The 23859-nt window shown below is 68.7% G+C and carries 26 protein-coding genes; 17 read left to right on the forward strand and 9 right to left on the reverse strand.

Features of this window, described 5'->3' with window-relative positions:
• Nucleotides 1-33: 33 nt before the first annotated feature.
• Nucleotides 34-630, reverse strand: a complete 597-nt coding sequence (locus tag ACTWQD_RS10780) for a GtrA family protein (protein WP_443196117.1) — start codon at nt 628-630, stop codon at nt 34-36.
• Nucleotides 631-830: 200 nt separating this feature from the next.
• Here ACTWQD_RS10780 and ACTWQD_RS10785 point away from each other — a divergent pair, with 200 nt between their 5' ends.
• The 5 genes from ACTWQD_RS10785 (at nt 831) to ACTWQD_RS10805 (ending at nt 6608) form a co-directional block, all read left to right on the forward strand.
• On the forward strand, nt 831-1979 hold the full coding sequence (locus tag ACTWQD_RS10785) for a 5-(carboxyamino)imidazole ribonucleotide synthase (protein ID WP_443196204.1): 1149 nt from the start codon (nt 831-833) through the stop codon (nt 1977-1979).
• A 95-nt stretch (nt 1980-2074) separates the two neighbouring features.
• Nucleotides 2075-2599, forward strand: coding sequence for a 5-(carboxyamino)imidazole ribonucleotide mutase (gene purE, locus ACTWQD_RS10790; protein ID WP_443196205.1), 525 nt, complete (start codon nt 2075-2077; stop codon nt 2597-2599).
• 10 nt (nt 2600-2609) lie between these two features.
• Nucleotides 2610-4265, forward strand: coding sequence for an LCP family protein (locus ACTWQD_RS10795; RefSeq protein ID WP_443196118.1), 1656 nt, complete (start codon nt 2610-2612; stop codon nt 4263-4265).
• A gap of 56 nt (nt 4266-4321) precedes the next feature.
• Entirely contained in the window at nt 4322-5611 is a 1290-nt protein-coding gene (gene manA, locus ACTWQD_RS10800; RefSeq protein ID WP_443196119.1) for a mannose-6-phosphate isomerase, class I, read from the forward strand.
• A gap of 4 nt (nt 5612-5615) precedes the next feature.
• On the forward strand, nt 5616-6608 hold the full coding sequence (locus ACTWQD_RS10805) for a lipid II:glycine glycyltransferase FemX (protein ID WP_443196120.1): 993 nt from the start codon (nt 5616-5618) through the stop codon (nt 6606-6608).
• A 229-nt stretch (nt 6609-6837) separates the two neighbouring features.
• Here the strand turns inward: ACTWQD_RS10805 and galE are convergent, their stop codons facing one another.
• On the reverse strand, nt 6838-7812 hold the full coding sequence (galE, locus tag ACTWQD_RS10810) for a UDP-glucose 4-epimerase GalE (protein WP_443196121.1): 975 nt from the start codon (nt 7810-7812) through the stop codon (nt 6838-6840).
• Between the two features lie 108 nt (nt 7813-7920).
• Nucleotides 7921-8943 (reverse strand): class II fructose-bisphosphatase, encoded by a 1023-nt coding sequence (gene glpX / locus ACTWQD_RS10815; protein ID WP_197410608.1) that lies wholly within the window; start codon nt 8941-8943, stop codon nt 7921-7923.
• A 208-nt stretch (nt 8944-9151) separates the two neighbouring features.
• On the opposite strand from glpX, the gene ACTWQD_RS10820 reads away from it, so the two are divergent.
• The 3 genes from ACTWQD_RS10820 (at nt 9152) to ACTWQD_RS10830 (ending at nt 12018) form a co-directional block, all read left to right on the forward strand.
• Complete coding sequence (locus ACTWQD_RS10820; RefSeq protein ID WP_443196122.1) at nt 9152-9886, forward strand: DUF4245 domain-containing protein; 735 nt, start codon at nt 9152-9154, stop codon at nt 9884-9886.
• Between the two features lie 9 nt (nt 9887-9895).
• Nucleotides 9896-10510: a carbonic anhydrase gene (locus ACTWQD_RS10825; RefSeq protein ID WP_066434274.1), complete on the forward strand. Its 615-nt coding sequence runs from the start codon at nt 9896-9898 to the stop codon at nt 10508-10510.
• Nucleotides 10511-10581: 71 nt separating this feature from the next.
• Nucleotides 10582-12018 carry a class II fumarate hydratase gene (locus ACTWQD_RS10830; RefSeq protein WP_443196123.1) on the forward strand — a complete coding sequence of 479 codons (1437 nt, stop codon included), beginning with the start codon at nt 10582-10584 and terminating at the stop codon, nt 12016-12018.
• A gap of 96 nt (nt 12019-12114) precedes the next feature.
• On the opposite strand, the gene ACTWQD_RS10835 is transcribed toward ACTWQD_RS10830, so the two are convergent.
• Nucleotides 12115-12675 (reverse strand): prepilin peptidase, encoded by a 561-nt coding sequence (locus tag ACTWQD_RS10835; protein WP_443196124.1) that lies wholly within the window; start codon nt 12673-12675, stop codon nt 12115-12117.
• Nucleotides 12676-12734: 59 nt separating this feature from the next.
• Here ACTWQD_RS10835 and ACTWQD_RS10840 point away from each other — a divergent pair, with 59 nt between their 5' ends.
• The 5 genes from ACTWQD_RS10840 (at nt 12735) to lepB (ending at nt 16871) form a co-directional block, all read left to right on the forward strand.
• On the forward strand, nt 12735-13601 hold the full coding sequence (locus tag ACTWQD_RS10840; protein ID WP_443196125.1) for a hypothetical protein: 867 nt from the start codon (nt 12735-12737) through the stop codon (nt 13599-13601).
• Nucleotides 13602-13647: 46 nt separating this feature from the next.
• Nucleotides 13648-14118 carry a GNAT family N-acetyltransferase gene (locus ACTWQD_RS10845; protein WP_443196126.1) on the forward strand — a complete coding sequence of 157 codons (471 nt, stop codon included), beginning with the start codon at nt 13648-13650 and terminating at the stop codon, nt 14116-14118.
• Between the two features lie 44 nt (nt 14119-14162).
• The gene (locus ACTWQD_RS10850; protein ID WP_443196127.1) at nt 14163-14693 is read left to right on the forward strand and encodes a hypothetical protein; all 531 of its coding nucleotides are present in this window, start codon (nt 14163-14165) and stop codon (nt 14691-14693) included.
• A gap of 83 nt (nt 14694-14776) precedes the next feature.
• Nucleotides 14777-16306, forward strand: a complete 1530-nt coding sequence (locus tag ACTWQD_RS10855; protein WP_443196128.1) for a multicopper oxidase family protein — start codon at nt 14777-14779, stop codon at nt 16304-16306.
• 82 nt (nt 16307-16388) lie between these two features.
• Nucleotides 16389-16871, forward strand: coding sequence for a signal peptidase I (lepB, locus tag ACTWQD_RS10860; RefSeq protein ID WP_443196129.1), 483 nt, complete (start codon nt 16389-16391; stop codon nt 16869-16871).
• Nucleotides 16872-16895: 24 nt separating this feature from the next.
• Here lepB and ACTWQD_RS10865 read toward each other — a convergent pair whose 3' ends face one another.
• Entirely contained in the window at nt 16896-18338 is a 1443-nt protein-coding gene (locus tag ACTWQD_RS10865) for a PhoH family protein (protein ID WP_443196130.1), read from the reverse strand.
• A gap of 233 nt (nt 18339-18571) precedes the next feature.
• On the reverse strand, nt 18572-19333 hold the full coding sequence (locus ACTWQD_RS10870) for an isoprenyl transferase (protein WP_443196206.1): 762 nt from the start codon (nt 19331-19333) through the stop codon (nt 18572-18574).
• 214 nt (nt 19334-19547) lie between these two features.
• Here ACTWQD_RS10870 and trhA point away from each other — a divergent pair, with 214 nt between their 5' ends.
• Complete coding sequence (gene trhA, locus ACTWQD_RS10875; RefSeq protein WP_443196207.1) at nt 19548-20210, forward strand: PAQR family membrane homeostasis protein TrhA; 663 nt, start codon at nt 19548-19550, stop codon at nt 20208-20210.
• Between the two features lie 29 nt (nt 20211-20239).
• On the opposite strand, the gene ACTWQD_RS10880 is transcribed toward trhA, so the two are convergent.
• Nucleotides 20240-20902: an HAD family hydrolase gene (locus ACTWQD_RS10880; protein ID WP_443196131.1), complete on the reverse strand. Its 663-nt coding sequence runs from the start codon at nt 20900-20902 to the stop codon at nt 20240-20242.
• Nucleotides 20903-21007: 105 nt separating this feature from the next.
• On the opposite strand from ACTWQD_RS10880, the gene ACTWQD_RS10885 reads away from it, so the two are divergent.
• Entirely contained in the window at nt 21008-21184 is a 177-nt protein-coding gene (locus ACTWQD_RS10885) for an alpha/beta fold hydrolase (RefSeq protein WP_443196132.1), read from the forward strand.
• Between the two features lie 9 nt (nt 21185-21193).
• On the opposite strand, the gene ACTWQD_RS10890 is transcribed toward ACTWQD_RS10885, so the two are convergent.
• Both ACTWQD_RS10890 and mca read right to left on the reverse strand, forming a co-directional pair.
• The gene (locus ACTWQD_RS10890) at nt 21194-21526 is read right to left on the reverse strand and encodes a hypothetical protein (RefSeq protein WP_443196133.1); all 333 of its coding nucleotides are present in this window, start codon (nt 21524-21526) and stop codon (nt 21194-21196) included.
• Between the two features lie 107 nt (nt 21527-21633).
• Complete coding sequence (gene mca, locus ACTWQD_RS10895) at nt 21634-22539, reverse strand: mycothiol conjugate amidase Mca (protein WP_443196134.1); 906 nt, start codon at nt 22537-22539, stop codon at nt 21634-21636.
• Nucleotides 22540-22677: 138 nt separating this feature from the next.
• Between mca and ACTWQD_RS10900 the strand changes: the two genes are divergently transcribed.
• Nucleotides 22678-23136 carry a DUF4307 domain-containing protein gene (locus tag ACTWQD_RS10900; protein ID WP_443196135.1) on the forward strand — a complete coding sequence of 153 codons (459 nt, stop codon included), beginning with the start codon at nt 22678-22680 and terminating at the stop codon, nt 23134-23136.
• Between the two features lie 200 nt (nt 23137-23336).
• Complete coding sequence (greA, locus tag ACTWQD_RS10905) at nt 23337-23831, forward strand: transcription elongation factor GreA (protein ID WP_443196136.1); 495 nt, start codon at nt 23337-23339, stop codon at nt 23829-23831.
• The last annotated feature ends 28 nt before the right edge of the window (nt 23832-23859 follow it).

Below are 23859 nucleotides of genomic sequence, written 5' to 3' on the forward strand. Positions count from 1 at the left end.
AGAGCAGGACAGAGCAGAGCAGAGCAGGGCAGGCTAGGCCTGCGGGCCCGGCCGCTCCGGATCCGGTACGGCCTGAACGCCGGCGGTGTCCCTGGCGCCCTGTTCCTGAACCGCTGCGCCGTCCCTGCCTGCGGGGTTCGGGTGCCGTTCGATGATCTCGTGGTCGTGGGAGAACTCCGGCTCTTCGTCGAGTTCCTTGTTGAAGACCAGGAAGCGGTAGGCAAAGAAACGCACCACGGTCGCCACCAGGATGCCGACGACTCCCGCGAGGAACAGCATGTTCTTGTCGGTGACCCCGAATGCGTACTTGGCGAGGGCAGTGAAGCCGGTGGAGATGCCGATGCCGATCCCGTTGATCAGGATGAACATCAGGAACTCGCGCAGCACGTTGTCCTGCCGGCGGTGGCGGAAGGTCCAGAAGCGGTTGGCGATCCACGAGAACACGGTGGCCACGCTGGCCCCGACGAAGCGGGCCTTGGCCTCGCTGTCGGTCATCGGGCCGTGCATCAGGTAGTAGGTGAGCCCGTTGTCAATGACGAACGCGACGCCGCCCACGGCACCGAATTTGGCCACTTCGCGCCAGAACAGCGAGGCTAGCCCGCGCAAGCGCTCCGTAAGTGTAGTAATCATGACCCTCCGTGGCCTTTGTGAACTGTCAGCCATAAGGCCAACGGCCCATTTTAGCGCCGATTGGCGTCCGGAAGCGGCGGGACGGCGTCCGGCGCCCGGACCGGGAACACCAAAAGCCGGGATATGCCGAGGCTTTCGGTAGGCTGGGAGATGTGACTTTTCCTGTAATCGGTGTGGTTGGCGGCGGCCAGCTCGCCCGAATGATGGCCCCCGCGGCCACTGCCCTGGGCTTCGAGCTCCGCGTCCTTGCCGAAGGTGAGGACGTCTCTGCCGTCTCTGCCGTGGCCAACGCCCCGGTCGGTGATTACACCGACCTTGACCACCTGCTGGAGTTCTCCCGCGGCCTGGATGTCCTGACGTTCGACCACGAGCACGTCCCCACGGAACACCTCCGCGCCCTGCAGCGCGCCGGCGTCAACGTCCACCCCGGTCCGGACGCCCTGGTCAACGCCCAGGACAAGCTGGTGATGCGGGCCGCCGTCGACCGCCTGGAACTGCCGAATCCGCGCTGGGCCGCCGTCGACGACGTCGCCGCGCTGATCGACTTCGGGGACGACGCCGGCTGGCCGGTGGTGCTGAAGACCCCGCGCGGCGGCTACGACGGCAAGGGCGTGCGGATCGTGGACTCGGCGGCGGACGCCGCGGAGACGGCGGACTGGTTTGACGCCATGTCGCCGCTGCTCGCCGAAGCCAAAGTCGAGTTCAGCCGTGAGCTGTCCGCCCTGGTGGCCCGGACACCGGACGGCGAGGCCCGGGCCTGGCCCGTGGTGCACACGGTCCAGGTCGACGGCGTCTGCGACGAAGTGATCGCCCCCGCCCTGGACATCCCCCTGGAGGTCGCGGCCGCGGCCGAGAACGCCGCGCTGCGGATCGCCAGCGAGCTCGGCGTCACGGGGGTCATGGCCGTGGAAATGTTCGAGACCCCCGGCGTGGGAGCGGGCTTCCTGATCAATGAACTCGCCATGCGGCCGCACAACACCGGCCACTGGACGCAGGACGGCTCGGTGACCAGCCAGTTCGAACAGCACCTCCGGGCCATCCTCAACCTGCCCCTCGGTGCCACGGACCTGCTGGGGCCCGTCGTCGTGATGAAGAACTTCCTCGGCGGCGAGAACCAGAACCTCTTTTCCGCCTACCCGGCGGCACTGGCCAGCGAGCCCGCGGCGAAGGTCCACTGCTACGGCAAAGCCGTCAGGCCGGGCCGCAAGATTGGGCACGTCAACCTGGTGGGCGGCTCCGTGGCCGAGGTGGGCTCAGTCCGGGAACGCGCCGCCACGGTCGCCAACATCATCCGCAACGGCCGGGTCCAGCCGCCCGCCGGCGCGGGAGCCCACGAGGAGAACGTATGAGCACCAGCAACAGCACCAGCACCACAGCCGGCCCGGCTGCGGCAGCCCCTGACGCAGCAGCCCCGCTTGCAGCGGACAAAATTGTCGGACTCGTGATGGGCTCTGATTCGGATTGGCCCGTGATGGAAGCTGCCGCCGAGGCCCTCGCCGAGTTCGGCATCCCCTTCGAGGCCGACGTCGTCTCCGCCCACCGGATGCCCCTGGAAATGGTCCGCTACGGCCAGACCGCCCACGAACGCGGCCTGCGCGTCATCATCGCCGGTGCCGGCGGCGCCGCCCACCTGCCCGGCATGCTGGCCTCCGTCACGCCCCTGCCGGTGATCGGCGTGCCCGTGCCGCTGAAGACCCTTGACGGCATGGACTCCCTGCTCTCCATCGTCCAGATGCCCGCCGGCGTTCCCGTGGCGACCGTTTCCATCGGCGGGGCCCGCAACGCGGGCCTCCTGGCGGTGCGGATGCTGGCCGCGGGGACGGACCCGCTGGCCGCCCGGCTGCGCGCGGACCTGGTGGACTTCGCCCAGGAACTCAACGAGGTTGCCACCCGGAAGGGTGCCAGCCTGCGGGACAAGGTGGCTGACGTGTTCGGCGGCGGCAACGTCGTTCCCCGGGGCAGCCGTTAAGGACCGCGAGATGACCAACAGTTACGCCCCCTCCCGTCAGCCGGCACCGCGGAACCGGACGGCCGCGCCGTCCCTCACGGACCCCGTCCGCTACCCCTCCGGGGCAGCCGCGCCGGTGCTGACCAAGCGGGCCTTCCTGCTGGTCCTGATGACGCTGCTGGTGCCCGGCAGCGCGCAGATCGTCGCCGGCAGCCGGCGTCTTGGCCGGTTCGCGCTGCGGGTCACGCTCACCGTCTGGGCGCTGGCACTCCTGGCAGCAGTCCTCCTGCTGGTCTCCCGGCCGACGCTCATCAACCTGGTCACCGGCCCGGTGACGTCGCTGCTGCTCATCATTGGCCTGGTGGCGCTGGCCGCCGGCTGGGCAGCCCTGTTCATCAACACCCTGCGGCTGATCCGCCCGGTCCTGCTCGCCCCCAAGGTGCGTCCCGCCGTCGTCGGCGTACTGGTCCTCGCGCTGGTCCTCAGCAGCGGGTCCCTGGGCTACGCCGCCTACATGCTTAACGTCAGCCGCGCCGCCATCGGCAGCATCTTCTCCAACGGTCCGGCCATTGAGCCCTCCGAGGGCCGGTACAACTTCCTCATGATGGGCGGCGACGCCGGCGCGGACCGGACGGGCCGCCGGCCCGACAGCCTCTCGGTGATCAGCGTGGACGCCAAAACCGGCAAAACCGCCATCATCTCCGTTCCCCGCAACCTCCAGAACGCGCAGTTCAGCGAGGACTCGCCGATGCGCGCGATCTACCCCGACGGCTACGACTGCGGCAACGAGTGCCTCATCAACGCCATCAACACCGAGGTCACCAACGAACACCGGGACCTGTACCCCGGTGTGGCGGACCCGGGAGCGCAGGCCACGATGGAGGCGGTGTCCGGGACCCTGGGCATCAAGGTCCAGGCCTACGTGCTGGTGGACATGGACGGCTTCGCCAAGCTCATCGATGCCATGGGCGGCATCCGGATCAAGGCCGGCGGCTGGGTTCCGCTCAGCGGCGACATGGTGGATGAAGCCAACGGCATCCACGGCATGCCGATCGGCTGGATCCGCGCCGGCGAGCAGACGCTGGACGGCTACCACGCCCTCTGGTACGGCCGCTCCCGCGAGTTCGTTGACGACTACGCACGGATCCAGCGGCAGCAGTGCGTCCAGCAGGCCATGCTGAAGCAGCTGGATCCGGCCACCCTGTTGGCGAAGTTCGAGGACATTGCCAGCGCCGGTACCAAGGTGGTGGACTCCAACGTGTCCGCCGGCCAGCTCGGCAGCTTCGTGGACCTTGCCATGAAGGCCAAGGGCCAGGACGTGAGCCGGCTGACCATCGGGCCGCCGGACTTCGATGTCTCCTTCTCGACCGTCCCGGACTTCGAGCAGATCCACCGGAAGGTCGACGAGCTCCTCGGCCCCGCCCCCGAGGCTGCCGCCGGCGATGCCATCCTCCCGCAGGACGCGGCTCCCGGACCGCTGTCAGCAGCAGGGGCCCTGCCGTTGGCCAAGCCCGGCGCCCAGCCTGGCACCCAGCCGGCACCGTCGCCGTCGGACTTCACTCCGGTGACAACCACGCCGGACGGTGAGCCGATCACGGTGGAGATGCTCAATGAGTTAAAGCGCATCGGCGACGAACAATCCATCCGCAACCTGGTCGCCACGAACGGCCAGTGCGCACCGCTGTAATTCCAGCGGCCGCACATTCGGCAGCACGCATCAGTAACAGATAGGGACACCAGGCAGTGTACGAACTCGAGAATGTCCTCCGGCCTTATGCCTGGGGTTCCACTACGGCCATCGCCGGGCTGCTGGGCAGGGCGGCCTCCGGCGGACCGGAGGCCGAACTGTGGATCGGCGCGCACCCGGACTCGCCCTCGGTCGCCCTCAGCCGGGCCGGCGCCGGACGGGCCGGCGCCCATGCCGCCGCTGAACACCCCGGACGCCGGGACCTGGACGCGCTGATCGCGGAGGACCCGGAGCACCACCTGGGCGGCGACAGTGTGGCGGAGTTCGGCCCGCGGCTTCCCTTCCTGCTCAAGGTCCTGGCCGCCGAGAGCCCCCTCTCGCTCCAGGTGCACCCGACGCTGGAACAGGCCCGGGAGGGGTTCGCCCGCGAGGAGGCGGCCGGCGTCGACCGCGCGGCAGCGGACCGCAACTACAAAGATGACAACCACAAGCCGGAGATGATCTTCGCCCTCACACCGTTTGAGGCGCTGTGCGGCTTCCGGCCGGCGGCGGAGGCGAAGGCGGTGTTCGAGCTGATTGCCGCCGACTTCGAACTGGCCGGCCTGGAACTGCCCGCCCTCGTCCCGCTCCTGCTGGCGGACTTGTCCCATCCCGAGGAGCACAAGGCCCTGCGCTCGGCGTTTGAGCGGCTGATCGCCGGCGGCGCGGACATCTCCGACGCGGCGTCCGTGATCGTGGCCGCCCTTGTCTCCGGCGCCCCCACCGCCCCGTTCCAGGCTGAGCTGTCCACGGTGGTCAACCTCCAGGCGCAGTACCCGGGCGATCCGGGGGTGCTGATCTCGCTCCTGCTCAACCGCATCTCCCTGGCACCGGGCGAGGCCGTCTACCTTCCCGCCGGCAACGTCCACGCGTATCTTCACGGCCTGGGCGTCGAGGTGATGGCATCTTCGGACAACGTGCTGCGCGGCGGGCTGACCCCCAAGTTCGTGGACGTGCCGGAGCTGCTCCGGACCATCGCCTTTGAACCCGCCGGCGTCCCCACTCTTACTGCCGAGTCGACGATGCTGGGCCAGGAGGTCTTCCGTCCGCCGTTCCGGGAATTCCAGCTGCAGCGCATAGAGCTGGAGCCCGGCGCGGAACCGGTCCCGGTGGCCCAGTCCGGTGCCGCCGTCATCCTTGTAGTATCCGGCTCCGTCCTCCTGGACTCCCCCAAGGGCGAACTGCGGCTGGAGCGCGGCGGCAGCGCCTTCCTCCCCGCGGCCGAGGCCCCGGTCAATGCCCACCCCGTGTCCGGCGCCGCCGGGACAGCCGTGGCTTTCGCCGTCACAACAGCACTGAAAGCCTGAGACTGTGGACCACTTCCTGCAGAGCCCCGCGTGGGCCGATTTCCAGCGAGCCCAGGGGCGGACCGTCCACCAGCTCTCCGGCCCCGGCTGGAGCTGCCTGGCCATCGAGGAGAGCAACCCGGCCGGCAAACTCCTGTACGCGCCGTACGGCCCGGTGGCAGCGTCCCTGGCAGCGTTCGACGCCGCCCTGGCGGCACTGGTGGACCTGGCCCGCAGCCGCGGGGCCGTGTTTGTCCGGATCGAGCCGGTGGATGCAGGCTTCACGGCGGCCGATGCCGGCACGGTCCTCCGCGCGCGGGGCCTGCGGCCGGCCCCGGCCAACCAGCAGCCTGAGCTGACCTGGATTGTGGACCTGGACCGTGACTTCAAGGACGTCCTCGCCGACATGAAGCCGGCGAACCGGAACCTGTACCGCAACATCCACAAAAAGGGTGTGACGTTCCGCTCCAGCCAGGACCCCGAGGAGATCTCGGTTCTGCTGGAGTTCCTGCACCTCACGGCGGCCCGCAACGGGTTCAAGCCGCAGAGTGACGAATACCTGACCCAGGTGGCCCGCGCGCTGATGCCGGCGGGCGCCGCGACCCTGTTCATTGCCGAGCTGGAGGGACAGCCGGTGGCAGCCGCCCTGGCCTACGACTCCGCGGACACCCGCACCTACGCCCACGCCGCGCTGGACGACGCGCACCGGAAGCTGAGCGCAGGCATCCCGCTGCTGGTCACGCTGATGGCCGACGCCAAGGAAAAGGGCCTGAAGCAGGTGGATCTCTGGGGCGTCGCGCCGGCGGACCAGCCTGACCACAAGTGGGCCGGTTTCACGGCGTTCAAGAAGTCCTTCGGCGGGCACGAGGTGGCCTACCCGGGAACGTGGGACCTGCCGGTCAGGAAGCTGCGCTACGGCGGATACCAGGCGGCCCGGCGCGGGGCACAGGCGGCCCGCCGCGGGGTGAAGGCGGCCCGGGCGTTGCCTGCCCGCCTCCGCGGCGCCCTCCGCCGCTGACTCCCCCGCCGGACATGCCCCCTGCCTGACGCGCCGGGTGGACATAGGGCCACTATGTCCGTTCCCGGGCCCGAACACTGGGCATGTCCCCCGGTGCACCCCGCGCACGTCGCCCCCGTGCCGCGGGACATGCCCCCTGCCTGACGCGCCGGGTGGACATAGGGCCACTATGTCCGTTCCCGGGCCCGAAGACTGGACATGTCCCCCGGTGGCGGCGCGTCGCCAGGCGCTAGTGTCCGGCGGAGACTGCCTTCTTCTGCGCCTCGAAGGCGCTAGCCACCATGTCCTCCACGGAGTGCCGCATTTTCCAGTCCAGGTCCCGCGCAGCCAGGGTGCCGTCGGCCACGATCCGGTCCGGGTCGCCGGCGCGGCGGGGGCCGATTTCCGGCTCGAAGTCAATCCCGGTGACCGCGGCCATTGCCGTCATGATCTGGCGGACGGACAGCCCGTCGCCGGAACCGAGGTTGTAGACGCGTTCCAGCGGGGTGCCGGCAGCGAGGGCCCGGGCTGCCGCGACGTGCGACGCCGCCAGGTCGGCCACGTGCACGTAGTCCCGCACGCAGGTGCCGTCGGCGGTGTTGTAGTCGGTGCCGTTGATGCGCGGCGTCTTGCCGCCGGTCAGCGCGCGGAGCACGATCGGGAAGAGATTGTGCGGGCTCGTGTCATACAGCTCGGGCGAGCCGGAGCCAACCACGTTGAAGTAGCGCAGGGAGGTGTGCTTCAGCCCCCGCGCCTTCCCCTGGTCCCGGATCAGCCATTCGCCGATGAGCTTGCTCTCGCCGTAGGGCGATTCAGGCTGCGTCGGGGTGTCTTCGGTGACGATGTCGCCGGTGGGGGTGCCGTAGGTTGCGGCGGAGGAGGAAAAGACCAGCTTGTCGACCTCGGCCAGCTCCATGGCCTTGAGCAGTTCCGCCGTGCCGGTGACGTTCTGCTCATAGGTGAGCAGCGGCTCCTGCACGGAGACGCCGGCGTATTTGAAGCCGGCCAGGTGGATCACGCCGGCCACGTTGTGCTCCAGCATGGTGCGGGCCACAAGCTCCGAATCGAGGATGGTGCCGTGCACGAACGGGACGTCCTCCGGGACGAACTCGCGGTGCCCGCTGGACAGCGAGTCAATCACCACGGCCTGCATCCCGGCGCCCCGCAAAGCGGAAACCACGTGCGAACCGATATACCCTGCGCCACCTGTTACGAGCCATGTCATGGCTCCACCCTACCCAATCAGTGGGTGGCCCCGGCGCGCCCGGAAACAGCGGATCCCGGAGCGCGGAACGCGCCCCGGGATCCGGAGTTTGCTGGCCTGCGGCCGGCGCTAGTTCTTGCGGGCGTAGCCCTCCCACTTGCTGGCCTGGTGCTCGCCGTCAACGAAGCGGATGGTGCCGGACTTGGAGCGCATCACGATGGACTGCGTGAGGACCTTGTCCTTGGAGTAGCGGACGCCCTTGAGCAGGTCGCCGTCGGTAATGCCCGTCGCCGCAAAGTAGCAGTTGTCGCTGGAGACGAGGTCGTTGGTGGAGAGCACCCGTTCCAGGTCGTGGCCGGCGTCGATCGCCTTCTGCTTCTCGTCGTCGCTGGTGGGCCACAGCCGGCCCTGGATCACGCCGCCCAGGGACTTGATGGCGCAGGCGGCAACAATGCCTTCCGGCGTCCCGCCGATGCCCATCAGGGCGTCGACGCCGGTTCCGGAGCGGGCTGCGGCGATGGCGCCGGCAACGTCGCCGTCCATGATGAACTTGGTCCGGGCGCCGGCCTCGCGGATCTCTTCCACCAGCGGACGGTGCCGGTCGCGGTCCAGGATCATCACGTTGAGCTGGTTGACCTTGACGCCCTTGGCTTTGGCAATCAGGTGCAGGTTCTGCTTGACCGGCAGCCGCAGGTCAACCATGTCGGCGGCTTCCGGGCCGGTGACCAGCTTCTCCATGTAGAAGACCGCGGAGGGGTCGAACATGGAGCCGCGCTCGGCAACGGCAAGGACGGCCAGGGCGTTGTTGATGCCCAGTGCGGTCAGGCGGGTTCCGTCGATCGGGTCGACGGCGACGTCGCACTCGGGGCCGGTGCCGTCACCGACGTGCTCACCGTTGAAGAGCATCGGGGCTTCGTCTTTTTCACCCTCACCGATCACAACAACGCCGTTGAAGTGGACGGTCTGGAGGAAAGAACGCATGGCGTCGACGGCGGCGCCGTCGGCCTTGTTCTTGTCCCCGAACCCCACCCAGTGGCCGCCGGCGATGGCGGCGGCTTCGGTGACGCGGACCAGTTCCAGTGCAAGGTTGCGGTCCGGCTCGTCGATGCCGACGGCGAGGGACGGGGAGAGCGTGGAGTACTTCTGGGTCATTGGCGCTGGTGTCACGGGAACCTCTTCTTCGAGTGGCGATCATTGAATCCGCACGGACAGGTCGATCCGTCGCGGTGATTCTTTGGTAAGTGATCTCGTCTGCTACTGATCATAGTCGCGGCGAAAAGCTGCGTCTCGGAAATGACCGGTTCGTGAAACGGCCTTCCCCGCCCGGCGGAGCTCCTCCGAATGTGAGAACGGGCCCGCGATGGGCGACTATAGAGGGGTGAGTGAATTGCAGGAAACGCCCCCCGCCGCCCCCGCCTCCCCTGCCGGCGGCGCCGGCCAGGGAGTACCCGGCGCGTCCGGGCAGCAGCCCGTCAAGCCCGTCCTGACCGCCGGAGCGGCCAAGCGCGCGAACGCCTCGGTGATCGGCATGATCATTGCGCTGGTCCTGAGCATCGCCACGTTCCTTCCGATCGTCCTGCTGAACCCTTCGCCGAAATCGGACGGCTACCGGCCGGACATCAACGTCAGCGCCGTGGCGGCGAACGCGGCAGATGTGGCGGGATTCACACCGGCCGCCCCGGAAACGGGCGACACATTCCGGGCAAATTACGCCCGGTGGGAGTCCGGGACCAGCAGCGGCGTCCCCACCTGGGAGGTGGGTTACCTCACCCCCAAGGAATCCTTTATCGGCCTGGTCCAGACGCGCCAGTCCAATCCCACGTGGCTGCTCCAGCAGGTGAAGAGCGCGCCCGTCACGGGCACCCGCAGCGCCGGCGGCAGGGAGTGGGAGCTCCGTGACACCGGCAAGGGCGAAAAGTCCATGGTGCTGAACGACGCCGCCGGGACCACCGTCATCCTGACCGGGTCCGCCCAGCTGGACGAATTCACGACGCTGGCCGCCGCGGTGGTCCAGTCCCTCGCGAACTCCGGCAGCGCGTCCCCGGGTAACAGCGCCGGCGCAACAGTTTCGCCCTCCCCTGTTCCTTCGCCGTAAGGTATTGCCGTGGCCACTTACCTCACCCCTGCCCTTGCCTGGCGCCGTCTGCGCGAAGGCAACGAACGCTTCGTCGCCGGAGAGTCGTCCCATCCCAACCAGGACGCCTCCCGCCGTTCCTCGCTCGTGGAGAACCAGCACCCCTTTGCGGTGATCTTCGGCTGCTCGGACTCGCGCCTGGCCGCAGAGATCATCTTCGACCTGGGCCTGGGGGACGCCTTCGTGGTCCGGACCGCCGGTCAGGTGATCGACGACGCCGTCCTCGGCTCGCTGGAATACAGCGTCGGTGTGCTGGGCGTGCCGCTGATTGTGGTCCTCGGCCACGACAGCTGCGGAGCGGTCATCGCCACCCAGAACGCCGTGAAGACCGGAGAGATGCCGGCCGGGTTCATCCGCAGCCTGGTCGAGCGCATCACCCCGTCCGTGCTGACCTCGATCCGCAACGACCAGCACGACATCAACGACATGGTGGTCGAAAACGTCAAGCAGACCTCGCAGCGCCTCGTGGACAGCTCCCGGGTCATTTCCGACGCCGTCCAGGGGGGCCGCGCCGCAGTGATCGGACTCGCCTACCGCCTCGCCGAGGGCCGCGCCGACCTGGTCTCCGGGATCGGCGAGCTCTAGGCCCTGCCGCCGGCCGGCCCCGGCGGCTTCACGGTTTTCGGTGGGGCGCCTCCGCCCAATAAGCTAGCCCCATGACTTCCACAGACGAGTTGCACACCGAAGAATTCCGCATCGAACACGACACGATGGGCGAAGTCCGCGTCCCCGTGAACGCCCTGTACCGTGCCCAGACCCAGCGTGCTGTCGAAAACTTCCCCATTTCCGGCAAGACCCTGGAGCGCGCCCACATCGAGGCCCTCGCCCGGGTCAAGAAAGCCGCAGCGCAGGCCAACGCAGAACTGGGAGTGCTCGACGGCGAGCTCGCCCAGGCCATTGCCGGCGCCGCTGACGAGATCGCCGCCGGGAAGTACGACGGCGACTTCCCCATCGACGTCTTCCAGACCGGCTCGGGCACGTCCTCCAACATGAACACCAACGAGGTCATCGCCGAGCTCGCCACCCGGGCGCTGAAGGCCGCCGGCAGCGACAAGGTGGTCCACCCGAACGACCACGTCAACGCCTCGCAGTCCTCCAATGACGTCTTCCCGACGTCGGTGCACGTCGCCGCCACGTCGGCCCTGATCAACGACCTGATCCCCGCCCTGGGCTACCTCGCCGACTCGCTGGACCGCAAGGCCGTCGAGTTCAAGGACGTGGTGAAGTCCGGCCGCACGCACCTGATGGATGCCACGCCGGTGACCCTGGGCCAGGAGTTCGGCGGGTACGCCGCCCAGGTCCGCTACGGCATCGAGCGCATCAACGCCTCCCTCCCCCGCGTCGCCGAGGTCCCGCTCGGCGGCACCGCCGTCGGCACCGGCATCAACACCCCGGCCGGCTTCCCGGAACGTGTCATCGAGCTGCTCGCCGCCGACACCGGCCTGCCGCTGACCGAGGCCCGCGACCACTTCGAGGCCCAGGCCAACCGTGACGGCCTGATCGAGGCGTCCAGCCAGCTGCGCAACATCGCGATCTCCTTCATGAAGATCAACAACGACCTGCGCTGGATGGGCTCGGGCCCCAACACCGGCCTCGGCGAGATCGCGATCCCCGACCTGCAGCCGGGATCCTCCATCATGCCGGGCAAGGTGAACCCGGTGATCTGCGAGGCCTCCATCATGGTCTGCGCCCAGGTCATCGGCAACGACACCGCCATCGCCTGGTCCGGCACCAACGGCGCCTTCGAACTGAACGTCGGCATCCCCGTGATGGCCGCCAACCTGCTTGAGTCCGTCCGCCTCCTGGCCAACACCAGCCGCGTCATGGCGGACAAGATGATCGACGGCATCACTGCCAACGTCGAGCGCGCGCGCTTCCTCGCCGAGGCCTCCCCCTCGATCGTTACGCCGCTGAACAAGTTCATCGGCTACGAGAACGCCGCCAAGATCGCCAAGAAGGCCGTTGCCGAAGGCCTCACCATCCGCGAGACCGTGGTGGCGATGGGCTTCCTGGAGCGCGGCGAGCTGACCGAGGAGCAGCTGGACACGGCCCTGGACGTGATGTCCATGACCCGCCCGCCGCACAAGGCCTAGCCCCCGCGCGGCGCTGGCAGGCGCCGCAACACGGCAGCACCCGACGGCGGCCGGCACCTTTGACCCGAAAGGCGCCGGCCGCCGTTGGCGTTCCCGTCACGCCGGCAGCAGGGCCATCGCAGCGGTGGCGCCCGCCAGCATGAACGGGCCAAAGGGGATGCTCGATTGCAGGCTCCCGCGCCGGGTCGCCAGCAGGGCCAGGCTCCACAGCCCGCCGAAGAGGAACGCGGCGAACGTCCCGGCGAACACGTGCGGCCAGCCGAGGAAGCCCAAGTACATGCCGAGCACGCCGGCCAGCTTGACGTCGCCGAACCCCATTCCCGGCGGATAAACGGCCCGCAGCAGGAAGTAGAACAGCCACAGCGCCGCGCCCCCGGCCACCACGCGAAGCCCAGGCACCCCGAAGAGCCCCGCGCCGCCGTCGGGCACGGCCGCCGACGCCGGGGCGCCCCCCGCCGCGTGGACGGCCGCTGCGCCCAGCAGCAGCACCGCGGCCACAGCGTAGGACGGGAAAACGATCCGGTCCGGCAGCAGATGGTGCCGGATGTCGATGACCGTGAGCCGCACGGCCGCGACGGCCAGATAGGCGCAGGCCAGGAGCACCAGCCAGAACGCCAGCGGCGCCGCTTCGCCCAGCCCGTCGAGTCGTTGGATCACCCTCGGATGCTACTGGAATTTCCGGCAGCCAGGACCGGGGCCGCGCGTAAACTGTGGATATGGCCGCATGGGACAGCTCGAACCGGCGCGGGACACGCCAGCCCGGGGACGCCGCGGAGCGGGCCGCCGCCTTCCGCCACCTGTGCCGCTCCTCGCCGTGGAAGTGGCAGACCCTGCGCTTTGAGTACCTGGACCGGCCCTTCGACGGCGGGCCCGGCGCCCTGGAAACCCCGCCGGACCTGGTCCGCGCCTGGCTGCGCCGTCCCGGCGCGTTGCGGCTGGAAACCCCTGCCGGGCTGGTCCTGGAGAGCACCACCGGAATCAACGATTCGCGGGATGTCTTCTACGTCCGCTCCACCCGTAAGACCTGGCTGCTGCCGCCGCACCTGGTCACCCCGGTTTACGACGACCACGGGCTGGTCCGCCGCCGGCCCGAGGCAGCGTACGGCGAACCCGGATTCGGCAACGGCCGCTTCGCCGCCGCGCTGGACCCCGTGGAGCTGGCCGGCAATGCCCCGGTGCCGCTTGAGTTCCCCAATGCCAACGCCGTCGAACTGGGCTCCATCACCGACGTCGTCCACGAGGGCCGTCCCGCGCTGGAGGCCACGGTGGCGCCGAACCCCGGCTACCGCCCCGGCGACCCCTCCGCCCCGCTGTGCCGGCCGGGCCGCACCCGGGTCAGGATCGACACCGGCACGGGCGTCTGCGTAGCGAGCCGTTGGCTCGACGGCGACCGGTCCGGGCCCGGACCGGAAAAGCCAGGACAGGAAAACCCCTTACTGGAAGAGCCGAGGCAGGAAGAGTACGGGCACTGGCTCCGGATCCTGGCCGTGGACGAGTACATGCTCGATGACCTGTTCCTCGCCGAATCCATGAACCTCACGGACGTGCGCCGGCACATCAGCTGGGAACTTCCCGCCGGCTGAGCGCGTGTGACTGGCCGCCGCCTGCCCGCACCGCTAGGCTTCCCGGATGACCGAGCTCATCCGCTACTGGCCGCCATTCGGCCTCACGCTGACCACGCCCCGCCTGGTGCTGCGGCCCATCCGCGACGAACACGACGGCGCATTCATCGGCTGCCAGGACGTCGCCGCCAAGGACTTCGCTTCCCTTAAGACGGTGTCCACCGGCTCCTGGCTGCGGCAGAGCGCACAGGGCCGCGGGTTCGGGAAGGAGATGCGTGCCGCCGTCGCCCTCTACGCCTTCGACTGGCTGGGCGCGGACGCCGCGGAATCCGAGGCCGCCGCCTGGAACCGGCAGTCCCTTGGAGTTTCCCGCGCCCTCGGCTACGAACTTAACGGCGTAGGCCGTGCAACCTGGGGCGGCACGCGCCAGGACGTCCAAAAAGTCCGCCTCACCCCCGCCGCCTTCATCCGCCCCGGCTGGCAGCTGCAGGTGGAGGGCCATACCGCCACCGCGGCATACCTGGGCATCGGCACCTAGCACCGCCTAGGGTTTTCCCAAGTCCGGCGGGCTTGACTGGCGCCATGTCCGCCACCGAGGTCGCAGCGAAGCTGCCGGAGCGCGCCAGGCGCCGGCGTCTCATCCTTGTTCCCCTCGCCCTGCTGGCCCTCATCGGGCTGGCCCTGGCCTACCTGTTCCTCACGGCGAAGCCCGAGCCCAGCGTTCCCCTCGGGGCGTCCGCGTCCGTCCCGGGCGGCATGGCCAGCATCAGCGAGATTGTCCCGGTGGAGAACGACGGCTGGGAACCCGACGGCGACGACGATGCCTTTGACGCCGCCCCCGCCGACGGCAGCCACAGGGTGCGCCTCGTGGTCCGCGTCACCGCCCTGGAGCCGGGCGGGATGCGCCTGGACACCCGGGAGTTCAGCATCTCCGGCCTGGGCCGGGACATCTTCCGCCCGGTCTGGCAGGCACCGTCCGTGGTGGACCTCAAGCAGGGAGCGTCGGTCGGGGCGACCCTGGTCTTCGAGGTACCGGACCAGGCCGTGGCCCTCGTCCTCGACGGCCCCGGCGGCTCACGGCTGTCCCTGGGGCTGGCCCACCACACCCCCTAGCGGGGGCATTCTGTAGGTTTTTCCAAGCTCCGTGGCGGACGCTGGCGGCAAAATACACCAAGGGTGAAAGGAAGCTGGTCAACATGACGGTTACACGGCGGCAGGCGCTCATCCTCGGCGGAGTCGGAATGGTGGGGGCTGGCCTGGTGACAGTGCCCATCTCCGGGGTCAGCGCAAAGTCGGCCAGCAAACTCAGCAGGAGCGACATGCCACGGCCCTATGCGACGCCGTTGACCATCCCTCCGCCGCTGGCGTACCAGACCACCGTGGGCGCCGACGGTGTGACCACCCGCCACTACACCATGACGCAACGGCTGAGCAGCGCCAGGATCCTGTCCCGGCTGACCACGCCCATCCTGGGGTACAACGGCATCTTCCCCGGCCCCACCATCCGGATCGACCGGGGAACCCGGGCAATCGTGCGTGTCCGCAACCAGCTGCCGGCGAAGCACCCGACGCTGGGCTACGCGCTGCCGACGTCGACCCATCTTCACGGGTCCGCCTCCCTGCCGCAGTATGACGGCTACGCCAACGACCTCACCCTGCCCGGGTTCTACAAGGATTACCACTATCCGAATTTCCAGCCGGCGCGGTCCCTCTGGTACCACGATCACGCGGTGCACTTCACGGCGCAGAACGTGTATTCGGGGCTCGCCGGCCAGTTCCTGATCAGCGACCCGGTGGAGAAGGCCCTGCTCCCGCAGGGCGCCTTCGACGTCCCCCTCACCATCAGCGATGCCATGTTCGCGGCCAACGGTGCGCTGGGCTTCGACGACCGGGAGCATTCGGGCCTGTGGGGCGACGTCATCCTGGTCAACGGCAAGCCCTGGCCGGTCATGAAGGTCCAGAAACGGGTCTACCGCTTCCGGATCCTGAACGCCTCCGTATCCCGGTCCTATAACTTCAGGCTCAGCACCGGAGATCCGGTCACCGTCGTCGCCACCGACGCCGGCCTGGTCCCCGTGGCGCAGACGGTAGGGTCATGGCGCCACGGCGGCGCCGAACGCTACGAGATCCTGATCGACTTCCGCAAATACGCCGCCGGCACCCGGATCGAACTGCGCAATTCCTCGAACGAGAACAACCGCGATTTCGACCACACCGGAAAGATCATGGCCTTCGACGTCGTCGGGGACGCCGTCAACACAGCGGACCCCACCTGGAACACCATCCCCACCACGCTGGCGTCCAGCCATCCAATGAACCTCACGGCAGCCGATGCCACCAAGACCCGCCGGTTCCGGATCAAGCACGACGATGAGACCAACATCTGGACCATCGACGAGCTGACCTGGGAGGACGTCATCGCCAGCGGTTTCAAGCGGGTGATGGCCGCACCCGCGCTGGACGCCGTGGAAATCTGGGAGCTGGAGAACAGTTCGGGCGGCTGGTTCCACCCCATGCACCTGCACCTCGTGGACTTCCAGATCCTCAGCCGCAATGGCAGGCCGCCGTTCGCGTACGAAAAGGGCCCCAAGGACGTGGTCTACGTCGGCGAGGACGAAACCGTGCGGCTGCTGGTCCACTTCGGGCCCCACCGCGGGCGCTACATGGTCCACTGCCACAACCTGACCCACGAGGACCACTCCATGATGCTCTCCAGTTCCGGGTAGGGCTCGGAGCCGACGAGCCGGACCCGAACGATCCGATCACGGCGGCCCCGGCCGTCTGGGATCCGGTGAAGGGCTGATCCGGGTGCCGGGCCGGACCCTCGCCGTCGCTGCCGTCTGCCTCGGCGGGCTGCTGGCGCTCCGGCTCTGGGTGGTGGAGCCGATCACGGTCAGCTCCACCAGCATGGAACCCACAGTCCCGGCCGGCAGCATCGTCTTTCTCAACAAGGCCGGCCACCAGCTGGCCGGCGTCCGCCCCGGCCAGCTGGTGGTATTCACCGGCCCGGACGACGGCGAGATGCCCAACCAGGCGGTCCTGCTTAAGCGCGTTGTCGCCGCCGAAGGCCAGACCGTCGCCATCCGCGACGGCGTCCTCTACGTGGACGGGGCCGAGGCCCGGGAACCCTACGTCAACCGGCGGACCATCGACGGAGTCTACTTCGGCACGGTGACGGTCCCGCCGGGCCAGCTGTTCGTCCTGGGCGACAACCGGGAATCCTCAGTGGACTCCCGGGACTTCGGCCCCATCCCCGCCGCAGCGATCCACGGCACGGTGCTGGGACAGTAAGGGCCGCGGCCCGGCGAACCCGGCCTAGACCTCCGCCCCTTCCAGCAGGTCCGTCACCAGGGCCGCAATCGGCGAGCGCTCCGACCGTGTCAGCGTGACATGGCCGAAGAGCGGATGACCCTTGAGCGTCTCGACGACGGCGGCCACGCCGTCGTGCCGGCCGACCCGGAGGTTGTCGCGCTGGGCGACGTCGTGGGTGAGGACGATCTTGGAGTTCTGCCCGATCCGGCTCATGACGGTGAGCAGGACGTTCTTTTCGAGCGACTGGGCCTCGTCCACGATCACGAAGGCGTCGTGCAGGGAACGCCCGCGGATGTGGGTCAGCGGCATCACCTCGAGCATGCCGCGGTCCATCACCTCCTCCACCACCTCCTGGCTGACCAGGGCGCCGAGCGTGTCGAAGACAGCTTGGGCCCACGGGTTCATCTTTTCCGCCTCGGAGCCGGGCAGGTAACCGAGCTCCTGGCCGCCCACGGCATACAGCGGCCGGAACACGATCACCTTGCGGTGTTCCCGCCGCTCCAGCACCGCCTCAAGGCCGGCGCAGAGGGCCAGGGCCGACTTTCCTGTTCCCGCCCGCCCGCCGAGGGACACGATGCCCACGGAGGGGTCCATCAGCAGGTCGATGGCCAGCCGCTGCTCGGCCGAGCGCCCGTGCAGCCCAAACACGTCGCGGTCGCCCTTCACCAGGCGGACCTGCTTGTCGGCGCCCACGCGGCCCAGCGCGGATCCCCGCTGGGAGAGCAGCACCAGGCCGGTGTTCGCCGGCATCTCCGCCGCTTCCGGGATGAACACCGGCTCGTGGCCGTAGAGGGTGGAGACGTCGTCCTCGGTAGCGTCGATTTCCGCGACGCCGGTCCAGCCCGAGTCCTTGACGAGTTCACTGCGGTACTCGTCGGCCTGCAGCCCCATGGCCGAGGCCTTGACGCGCATCGGGAGGTCCTTGGACACCACCGTGACGTCGCGGCCCTCGTTGGCGAGGTTCTTGGCGACGGCGAGGATCCGGCTGTCGTTGTCCCCGCCGCGGAAGCCGGCAGGGAGCACGTCCGCGGAGATGTGGTTCAGCTCCACCATGAGGGTGCCGCCGTCGTGGCCCAGCGGGATGGGACGGTCCAGCCCGTCGTGCTCCACCCGCAGGTCGTCGAGGAGCCTGAGGGCTTTGCGGGCAAAGTAGCCGAGTTCGGGGTCGTGGCGTTTGCCTTCGAGTTCGGTGATAACGACGATCGGCAGGATCACTTCATGCTCCGCGAACCGCAGCAGGGCCCGCGGGTCCGAGAGCAGCACGGAGGTGTCGATCACGAAGCTCCGGCCGCGTTCGGTGGTTGCTGCCCCTTCCCCGGAAATAGCAAAACCGGCCGCGGCGTCACTGGCCGCTGCACCGGTTGTTGAGGTGGCTCGCTTGGCGCGAGAGGTAGCTTTCTGTCCCTGGTCGGTCACGACGTCGGGCAGTTGTTCAGAAATAGCCACATCGACTCCAGCCCCGGGGCGCATGCCCGGAATTGTTATTGGTGAGGCGGCTCGGCCAGGAGGCCGGACGCGGCCTCCCCTACACCCGGTGCGGACGTCCGCTCCATGTACTGGCCTCCCCGATCAGCCGGCGGTTTGCCTGCTGATGGGATTAACGTACGTCCGGCGTGCGGCGTTTCCGTGTCCATTTTCCGGCGATTCCTGTTGCCATCACGTGAACAGCTGTTAACGCCTCAGGAGCCGTAGCGGCGCTGCCGGCCGGCGTAGTCGCGGAGGGCCCGGAGGAAGTCCACTTTCCGGAACGCCGGCCACAGGGCCTCGCAGAAATAGAACTCGCTGTACGCGCTTTGCCACATCAGGAACCCGGAGAGCCGCTGTTCCCCGGAGGTGCGGATCACCAGGTCGGGATCCGGCTGGCCACGGGTGTAGAGGAAGCGGGAGATGTCGTCGACGCTGAGTTCGTCGGCCAGTTTCCCGATGTCCGAACCGCGGGCGACGGCGTCGTGCAGCAGCTCGCGGACGGCGTCGACGATTTCCCGGCGTCCGCCATAGCCGACGGCGACGTTGACGTGGAGTTTCTCCCGCACCGGGGTGCGGGCCGTGAGCCGGTTGAGCCTCGCGGCCAGGTAGTCCGGGAGGAGTTCCGGGGCGCCCATGGCGTGGACGGAGATATCGGCGTCCTCGTCCAGCCGGTCCAGGGTGTTGGCGATGATGCCCATCAGCAGGTCGAGTTCTTCCCCCGAGCGGTTCATGTTGTCCGTGGACAGCATGTAGAGGGTGACCACCTTGACGCCGAGTTCCTGGCACCACCCGAGGAACTCGTGGATTTTGTCCGCGCCTGCCTGGTGGCCCTGGCTGGTGGGGGCGTTGAACTGGCGGGCCCAGCGGCGGTTGCCGTCCACCATGACGCCGATGTGCCGGGGGATGCGCTCCGGGTCCAGTGACCGCTGGAGTTTGCGCTCGTAGAAGCCGTAGAGGAACCCGGGCATTTCCATCCGGAGATTCACCTGGCTTCCTTGAAGTACGACTGCAGTGCAAATCCTAGGCTACCGTCCGGAGCGCGGGGCGGCGCGCAAGGGCGGTTCAAATTCACCAGCGATGTGTTGTTACTCGCGGGTAACTTACTGAGCCGTAGGTTATTATTGCGGCATGGAAAGCAACATGTCCGGCCCCCTCCCGGAGCAGCCTGCGGACCGTGGGCACGGCCCAATGGACGACGCCGCCGTCCGGCTCGCCGAGCTCCTGATGATCAAGCCGAAGTGGCGCGGCTGGATCCACACCGTCACGGCCCCGCTGGCGCTGGCCTCCGGCCTGGTGCTGGTTCTGCTGGCCCCGACGCCGGACCTGAAGATCGCCTGCGCCATCTACGCCTTCACGGGAGTGCTCCTGTTCGGGGTGAGCGCCGTCTACCACCGCGGAAACTGGTCACCGCGCGTCAAGATTGTGCTGAAGCGCCTGGACCATACGAACATCATGCTCGTCATCGCCGGCACCTACACGCCGCTGGCGTGGGCGCTCCTGGACCGGGACAAGGCCGAACTGCTGCTGTGGGTGATCTGGTCCGGGGCCATCCTGGGCGTGCTCTTCCGCCTGCTGTGGACGGACGCTCCGCGCTGGCTCTACGTGCCGATCTACATCGCCTTGGGCTGCGGCGCGCTGTTCTACCTGCCGGACTTCTTCGCCGCCAACGTGGCCTCGGCGGTGCTGATCTGCGTCGGCGGCGCCCTCTACATCACCGGCGCCGTGTTCTACGCCCTGAAGAAGCCGAACATCAGCTACGAGCACTTCGGCTTCCACGAACTGTTCCACGCCCTGACGGTGTTCGCCTTCGCCGCCCACTACATCGCCATTGCCATCGCCGTCCTGAGCTGATTCCGCCACGGCTGATCCAGCCGCCCGGCTCAGGAGGGCCAGCCGGCTCCGATGAGCCCGGGCAGCTGCCGCATGTCGGTGAAGACCGTGGTTCCGGGCCCTGCCAGCCGCTCCGCCGGGGTCACCCCGCCGGCGTACGCGAAGACGTGCATCCCGGCCGACCGGGCGGCCTGGACGCCGTGGGCGCTGTCTTCGACCACGGCGCACCGCTCCGGTGCGGCGCCGAGCGTCCCGGCGGCGTGCAGGAAAAGATCCGGGGCCGGTTTGCCGTTGGCGACGTCCGTGGCGCTAAAGATCCGGCCCTCGAAGCGGTGCCACAGCCCGGTCTGCCCGAGCGTCCGCCGCATCTTGGCATGGGTCCCGCTCGAGGCCACGCAGTGCGGGAGCCGGAGCGCATCGAGAGCCTCCACGATGCCGTCCACCGCGGTCAGCCCGCGCTCGAAGGCGGCGCGGTACCAGGGCTCGTATTTCCGGTCCCACCCCGCGGCCAGTTCGAGGCCCAGATGCCTTTCGACCGTGGCGACGAAGTGGGCCTCGCTCCTGCCGACGAAGCGCTCCACGATCTCATCCAGGTTCAGGTTCCAGCCGAGGTCGGCGAGTACGCGCTGGTCCACCCGAACCGCGATGGTCTCGGAATCGACCAGGACTCCGTCGCAGTCGAAAACCACGAGTTCGAAAGGGCGGGGAGTCATTGCGCCAGTGTAGCCAGGTGCTGCGGCCGCTCGCTGGCAGAATCCTTGAGGCTTGAGGCCGGCCGCTCTGGATCGAAGAACCTTGGAACGAAGCTTCCACGCGGTGTGCCGGTTTATGTCTTCCACGGCCGCGCGGACCACGCGGTCCCGCCGGCGCACGCGGACCTGTATGCCGCGGCGATCCCGCAGGCACTGGTGCACCGGCTGCCCGGCCGCGACCACCAACTGAACAACGATCTGAGCGACCTGGCTAAGGTGATCGGCGCCGGGTCCGGCGACTGAAGTGCGGCGTCAGCGGCTGCCGGGCCCTGCCTCACCGTTGGCCTCGGGACGGCTGCCGGGCCGGCCGGCCGGGTCCGCGGCGCCGGTGGCCTGCGGGGCGCCGTCGGCGGCCGCAACCTCAGCCGCGGCCGCGCGCTCCTCCTCCACCTGGGCGCGGTAGCGCACCCGCCGGATGCGGCGGACCATGTCCACGATCAGCAGGGCCGTCAGCACCACGATAAAAGCGGTGAGGAGGAACCCCAGGAGGCCGGGGGTCACCTGGTCCTGGGACAGCCCGGGACGCAGCGACGGCGTGGGTGCGGGCGCCGGGGTGGTCGCCAGGGCGATAAGCAAGGAATGCACGGTTGGGACCTTCTATGGGACTTCGGTGGCGGCACCCGGGCCGGGCGGGGAGCTGCCGGGAACTTTTCCATAACGTCTTCTACGCGTCATAGAAATGGCCTGTCGCTCTATCTTAGCCCGGCGAAGAAGTCCTTCTCGGGCAGTTCGGCGGGGACGCGGGACTGGATCAGCGAGTAGTCCTCCCACGGCCAGACCCGGCGCTGCATGGCCGTGGAGACGGCGAAGAAGAAGCCTTCCGGGTCCACCTGGGTGCGGTGGGCCCGCAGCGCCTCGTCGCGGGCTTCGAAGAAGTCGCCGCACTCGATCTGGGTGGTTGTAGGGTGGGTCGGCGCGGGCGGGGTGTGGCCCTCGGCGTCGGCTTCCAGCCAGGCGGCGAGCCGTTCGGCGTACGGCGACTGCAGACCCGCCTCCTCCAACGCGTTGTGCAGGGCGCGGAAGCGTTCGGGGCTGAACGCGCGGTCGTAATACAGCTTGCTGGGCACCCAGGCCTCGCCGGTGCCCGGGTAACGGCCTGGGTCACCGGCGGCCTCGAAGGCCTCGACGGCGACGCGGTGCGCCATGATGTGGTCCGGGTGCGGATACCCGCCGTTCTCGTCGTAGCTCAGGATGACCTGGGGCTTGAACGCGCGGACAAGCCGGACCAGCGGGGCGGCGGCGCGCTCCAGCGGAAGGGTGGCGAACGAACCTGCCGGCAGCGGCGGCAGCGGATCGCCTTCGGGCAGCCCCGAATCGACGAAGCCCAGCCAGCGCTGCCGGACGCCCAGGACCTTGGCGGCGTGCTCCATCTCCAGCCGGCGTGCGCCGGCCATGTCGCGCTTGGGGTGCGGTGCGCCCTCCACGGCCGGGTTCTGAATGTCCCCGCGGGACCCGTCGGTGCAGGTGGCCACCAGCACGTCGACGCCGGCGGCGGCGTACATGGCCATCGTGGCGGCGCCCTTGCTGGATTCGTCGTCGGGATGAGCATGGACAGCCAGAAGCCGTAGGGGTGCTGACGGGCTGGTGGACGCTGTCATCGTGGACGGCTCCTCTTTCATCTTCAGGGACGGGTTGGTGCGCGGGACGGAACTGCTGGACGGAACTCTGCGGCCGGCGTGGCGGGCCGCGGCGGCGGCGCGGCGGACCCGCCCCGGGATCCACACTAAACTGGACTGGTGACTTCCAAGGATCAGCCTGCCGCGCCCGCACCGGCATCCCCAAGCCTAGCCAATCGCTACGGCGGCCAAAAGCGCACGCTGAGCGGCAAAGCCAAACGCACCATCCTCCTCCTCGCCCTTGCGGCCGGAATGGCCCTGATGGCGTGGATCTCCACCTCGAACGCGACCGAAAGCGTCACGTTCAAGGACATCGGCTACAGCACCCCGGATGCCACCCTGGCGGAGATCGACTTCCAGGTCACCAAGGAACCCGCCACCGCCGCGAAGTGTTCGGTCAAGGCGCTGGATTCCAAGTTCGCGGTCGTGGGCTGGAAAGTGGTGGACATTCCGCCCAACGCGGCAGAAGCCGGCACCGACGGCGGGCGCACTACGGCCCACCGGGCGACGCTGCGCACCGAGTCCCAGGCCGTCTCCGGCGTGGTCGACAGCTGCTGGATTCCCGACGGCGGAAACTAGCGTCCCGGCTCCAGCCCCGGTTGCCCCGCGGGGAAGCCCGGCGGTAACACGGTGTGATGCACACCGCAGTGTTCTTTGGTTTATCCACAGCATTGACTACAATGGATCAATACCTCTACCCCGCTGAGCTGGTTGCTGAGATCCATAAGTGGCCACCGTGGCGGGGTCTTTGCTTGTTTGACCATCAAAAGGAGAAGTCCGTGTCGACCACCAACAGCGCAACTGCAGCTTGGCTCACCCAGGAAGCTTTTGACCGCCTGAAGGCAGAGCTGGACCACCTCTCCGGCGCCGGCCGTGCAGACATCGTTCAGAAGATCGAAGCTGCCCGCCAGGAAGGCGACCTCAAGGAGAACGGCGGCTACCACGCCGCCAAGGAGGAGCAGGGCAAGATCGAGGCACGCATCCGCCAGCTGACCGTGCTGCTCCGCGACGCGCACGTGGGCGAGGCTCCGGCCGACGACGGAATCGTCGAGCCCGGGATGATCGTCGTCGCGAAGATCGCCGGCGACGAGGAGACCTTCCTGCTCGGCTCCCGGGAAATCGCCGGCGACTCCGATCTTGACGTCTTCAGCGAGAAGTCCCCGCTGGGCGCTGCCATCGCCGGCCACAAGGAGGGCGACAAGCTCAGCTACACCGCCCCGAACGGCAAGGACATCACGGTGGAGATCATCTCCGCCAAGCCGTACGCCGGCTGACCAGGCGGCTGTGCCGCAAGACAGCGAA

The organism is Pseudarthrobacter sp. 1C304, assembly GCF_052245515.1.
GTDB lineage: Bacteria > Actinomycetota > Actinomycetes > Actinomycetales > Micrococcaceae > Arthrobacter.